This is a genomic window from Nocardia sp. NPDC004604 (genome assembly GCF_040609795.1).
Lineage (GTDB): Bacteria > Actinomycetota > Actinomycetes > Mycobacteriales > Mycobacteriaceae > Nocardia.
The window spans coordinates 1-3,450 of record NZ_JBEXLC010000297.1 but is presented as its reverse complement, the minus strand read 5'-3'; the positions used below and the strand labels follow the sequence as shown (position 1 = coordinate 3,450).

At 66.3% G+C, this 3,450-nt stretch carries 5 protein-coding genes; 4 read left to right on the top strand and 1 reads right to left on the bottom strand.

Annotated elements, in window-relative coordinates; all coding sequences use genetic code 11:
* The coding region (locus ABZW16_RS43475) for an aldo/keto reductase (RefSeq protein ID WP_354962013.1) at window positions 1-412 on the top strand (412 nt) is incomplete at its 5' end.
* Between the two features lie 22 nt (window positions 413-434).
* Here ABZW16_RS43475 and ABZW16_RS43470 read toward each other — a convergent pair.
* Window positions 435-1,103, bottom strand: coding sequence for a FadR/GntR family transcriptional regulator (locus ABZW16_RS43470; RefSeq protein WP_354962012.1), 669 nt, complete (start codon window positions 1,101-1,103; stop codon window positions 435-437).
* Window positions 1,104-1,144: 41 nt separating this feature from the next.
* On the opposite strand from ABZW16_RS43470, the gene ABZW16_RS43465 reads away from it, so the two are divergent.
* Genes ABZW16_RS43465 through ABZW16_RS43455 form a run of 3 tightly spaced genes read left to right on the top strand, consistent with a single transcriptional unit; the run spans window position 1,145 to window position 3,234 of the window.
* Complete coding sequence (locus tag ABZW16_RS43465; protein WP_354962011.1) at window positions 1,145-2,026, top strand: amidohydrolase family protein; 882 nt, start codon at window positions 1,145-1,147, stop codon at window positions 2,024-2,026.
* Window positions 2,023-2,880 (top strand): fumarylacetoacetate hydrolase family protein, encoded by an 858-nt coding sequence (locus tag ABZW16_RS43460; protein ID WP_354962010.1) that lies wholly within the window; start codon window positions 2,023-2,025, stop codon window positions 2,878-2,880. Before ABZW16_RS43465 ends, ABZW16_RS43460 begins: the two co-directional genes overlap by 4 nt.
* Before the next feature lie 42 nt (window positions 2,881-2,922).
* A complete protein-coding gene (locus tag ABZW16_RS43455) occupies window positions 2,923-3,234 on the top strand; it encodes a hypothetical protein (protein ID WP_354962009.1) in 312 nt (103 codons plus the stop codon).
* Window positions 3,235-3,450 lie beyond the last annotated feature (216 nt).

Sequence of the window (3,450 nt, the reverse complement as noted above, 5' to 3'; positions counted from 1 at the left end):
CGTGCGGGAGTCGGCCATCGACACCGTCATGATTGCCGGGCGGTACTCATTGCTGGACCGCCGAGCCGAGCAGCAACTGCTGCCCGAATGTGCGGAACGTGGGATCCAGGTGCTCGTCGCCGGGGTGCTCAATAGCGGAGTGCTGGCGGATCCCTTGCGGCAGGCCACCTTCGACTACCGCACGGCGGACCTCGCCGTCGTCACCCGCGCGCGGGACCTGGAGCGGCGGTGCACGAAATACGGTGTGCCACTGCGGGCAGCGGCCGTGCAGTTCCCGCGGCGGCATCCCGCCGTGACGGCGATCGTGCTCGGGTCCGGTACTCGCGCGGAGATCGATGACAGCATTGCCATGCTCGATCTGGCTGTGCCGGAAGAACTCTGGTCCGAGCTGGAGGATCAGGCGCTGTGGTGAATCGAGCACCGCGATGAGCCGCTCACTCCACCGCCCGGCCCAGCCATTCCATCACCCCGGCCACATGCGCCAGCGCCCGCGCCTGCGCCAGTTGCGGGTCGTGCGCGGCGATCGCGTCGCAGATGCCGCGATGCTCCGCGACCGTGCGCTCGAACGCGCCCTCCTCGGTGACGCCACGCCAGATCCGTGCGCGCGTGGTCGGCATGGACAGCGAATCCAGCAGCGAGGCAAGGACTTTATTGCCGGAAGCAGTGGCGATGGCGGCGTGGAAGCTCAGGTCGAGCGCGACCAGATCGGTCACCGACGCACTGCCGGGCTCGACCAGGGTGCGCAGGTGGGTGATCTCCTCGTCGGTCATGTGCTGCGCCGCCAGCGCGGTCGCGGCGGGCTCCAGAATCCGCCGCACGCCCAGGATGTCGAGCACGGAGTCGTCCTGATGGAACTCCAGCAGGAAGCTCATGGCGTCCAGCAGCGAATTCGGCTCCAGGCTCGCCACGAAGGTGCCGTCGCCCTGGCGCACGTCCAGGATTCGCACCAGCGACAGAGCGCGCACCGCCTCCCGCAGCGAATTGCGCGACACCCCGAGCTCGGCGGCCAGATCGGCCTCACGCGGCAACCTCGATCCGGGCGTCAGATCGCCCGAGACGATCATCGCCTTGATCTTCGCAATCGCATCGTCGGTGACCGACAAACCGGTTCCTTCACTTTCGAGAATGTGAACACATGCCTCCGATGACTGTAGACGCACATATGCATGTCTGGGACGTTCGAGGTGGAAAATTCCATGTCGAATACGACTGGCTAACAAATTCATCCGATGTCTTATATCGCACCTATACGCTGGACGACCTCGAACCGCAGCTGCCCGAGCACGATATCGCGGGGTTGGTGCTGGTGCAGGCGTCCGACTCACTGGCCGAGAATCGCGCGCTATTGGACGCGGCGGCACACGCCCCGCGCCCGGCGGTCGTGGTCGGCTGGCTGCCGCTGCACGAACCCAAACGGGTCACCTTCGAGCTGGCCCGGCTGCGGCGGCCCGAGTACGTCGGAGTGCGGCACATGATCCACCGTGACCCGGATCCGACCTGGCTACTGCGAGCCGAGGTTTCGGACAGCCTGGCCGTGCTCGCCGAGGCCGGTCTGAGTTTCGACGCGGTGGCCGAGCGTTCCGATCTGCTGGCGCAGGTGCCGGCGGTGGCGGCCGAACACCCCACGCTCACAGTGGTTCTCGACCATCTGGGCAAACCGCCGATCGCGTCCGGCGACTGGCAGCCGTGGGCGGATCTGCTGGCCGCCGCGGCCGAGCAACCCAATGTGGTGGCGAAGATCTCCGGCCTGGCCACGGTGTCAAAGCCCGGATTCACCGCCGCCGATTGGCAGCCGTACGTCGATCACGCGCTGGCGGTGTTCGGGCCGGATCGGCTGATGGTGGGCGGGGATTGGCCGTTCACCCTGACCGCCGCCTCCTATGCGGAGGTCTGGCGGGCCACTGTCCAGGTCCTCGGCGGACTTGCCCCGGACGATCGCGTCAAGGTGTTGTCCACAACGGCGCGGCGCGTATACCGGCTGTCCGCCGATCAGGCGGAACCCACCAATGAAGGAGCTAGTGCGTGAAATTGCAGCGGATCGGCGCGGTCGGCGCGGAGCGACCGGTCGTGGTCGACGGCGATCAAACCTACGATCTGTCCACACTGACACCGGATATCGATGGTGCGTTCCTCGCCGCGGACGGCATATCGAAGACCGCGGCGGCGCTGTCACAGGGCCTGCTGTCGCCCATCGACCTCACCGGACAACGTATCGGCGCACCGATCGCGCGCCCGCAGGCCGTCTGGTGCATCGGCATGAACTATGCCGCGCATGCCGCCGAATCGGGAGCGGAACCGCCACGTACACCGGTGGTCTTCTTCAAGACACCCAATACCGTGGTCGGGCCGTACGACGACGTGATGATCCCGCGCGGGTCCGACCGGACCGACTGGGAGGTCGAGCTCGCGGTGGTGATCAGCCGCCGGGCAAGTTACCTGGACTCGCCCGATGCTGCCATGAAACACATTGCGGGCTACACCATTTCGAACGACGTCTCCGAACGCCGCTTCCAGCTGGAGGAATCCGGCGGCCAATGGTCGAAGGGCAAGTGCTGCGCGACCTTCAACCCCCTCGGTCCCGCCCTGATCCCCGCCGATCGCCTCGACCCGAAGAACCTGCGCCTGCGCTCCTGGGTCAATGGTGAACCGCGCCAAGACTCTTCGACGGCCGACCTCATCTTCGACGTCGCGTACCTGGTCTGGCACCTGTCCCAGTACGCGGTCTTAGAACCCGGCGACCTCATCAATACCGGAACCCCCGAAGGCGTAGCCCTCTCCGGCCGTTTCCCCTACCTGCTCCCCGGCGATGTGATCGATCTCGAGATCGACGGCATCGGGCGCATGCGCCAAACCTGCCAGGATTCGGCAGATATTCTGTGATCGTCGATGGCATGGGAGGCAGAGTGGTTGCGGCCATGCGGGTTGCTGGCGCAGTTCGTGCTCGGCCGTCACCCGGCGCTGTGGAGTCAGCAGTGGTTCCTGATGGCTTCGTGGGTGAGCTTTCTGCCCGAGCTGAGCGAGAGCGAGAGTCGCCGACGCTGGGCACTGGCCTTCGACCTGATCGTCCTGCGGTTCGGGGGCGCCGAGTCGGAGGAGCGAGAGATGTCGCAGGCGGCGGTCGCCGCGTTGCGGGCATTCGTGGTGGCCGGCGGCGACCGGGCCGCCGGCAAGCTTCTGGCAGTGCGGACACGAGCAGAATTCCCTGCCAAGTACTTCTGTTCAAGCGGTGCTTGATCATTGAACCCGCTCGTCCGTCGGTGACTCATCCCGCTCGCCCACCTCAGTAGCAAGTCGGCGCCGACACAAACCGGGCCAGCCCGACTGACCGGCTCGCTACGCTCGCCCGTCACGCTTCGCCAGCCTGCTCCTTGGTCACCCAGACCAACGCGAGTCACCGGGTACTTTCGGACCAGGTGCTCCTCGAACTCGATCCTTTTCTCCCTCAGCAGG